Origin of the sequence: Bizionia saleffrena (genome assembly GCF_008086175.1) — a bacterium.
Lineage (GTDB): Bacteria > Bacteroidota > Bacteroidia > Flavobacteriales > Flavobacteriaceae > Bizionia > Bizionia saleffrena.
This window is the reverse complement of the sequence record NZ_VSKM01000063.1, coordinates 1-562: the sequence shown is the minus strand read 5'-3', so window position 1 is coordinate 562 and position 562 is coordinate 1. Positions and strand designations below refer to the sequence as shown.

Below are 562 nucleotides of genomic sequence, written 5' to 3'. Positions count from 1 at the left end.
TAAACGTCGCCGTTTCATAACATTCTGTCGTTGGTGCTGCTGCTTGTGTTCCTGTTACATCCCAAAGACACGTATCATTATTAAACGTTGCCGTTTCATAACATTCTGTCGTTGGTTCTGCTGCTTGTGCTCCTGTTACAACCCATTCGCAAGTATCGTTATTAAACGTTGCGGTTTCCCAACATTCTGTGGTTGGTGCTGCTTCTTGTGTTCCTGTTACATCCCAAGTACAACTTTCTCTATTAAACGACGCTGTTTCCCAACATTCTGTCGCTGGTGCTGCTGATTGTTCTCCTGTTACCTCCCAAATACACGTATCATTATTAAACGTTGCGGTTTCATAACATTCTGTCGTTGGCTCGGTTGCTTGATCTCCTGTTACAACCCAAGTACACCTTTCTGTATTAAACGTCGCTGTTTCCCAACATTCTGTCGTTGGTTCTGCTGCTTGTGTTCCTGTTACAACCCATTCGCAAGTACCGTTATTAAACGTTGCCGTTTCATAACATTCTGTGATTGGTTCTGATTGTTGTGTTCCTGTTACCTCCCATTCGCAAGTATC

The 562-nt window shown here is 43.4% G+C and carries 1 protein-coding gene; it reads right to left on the bottom strand.

Features of this window, described 5'->3' with window-relative positions; translation table 11 throughout:
• On the bottom strand, positions 1-562 hold a 562-nt coding region (locus ES676_RS14880), incomplete at both ends, for a hypothetical protein (RefSeq protein WP_170234479.1).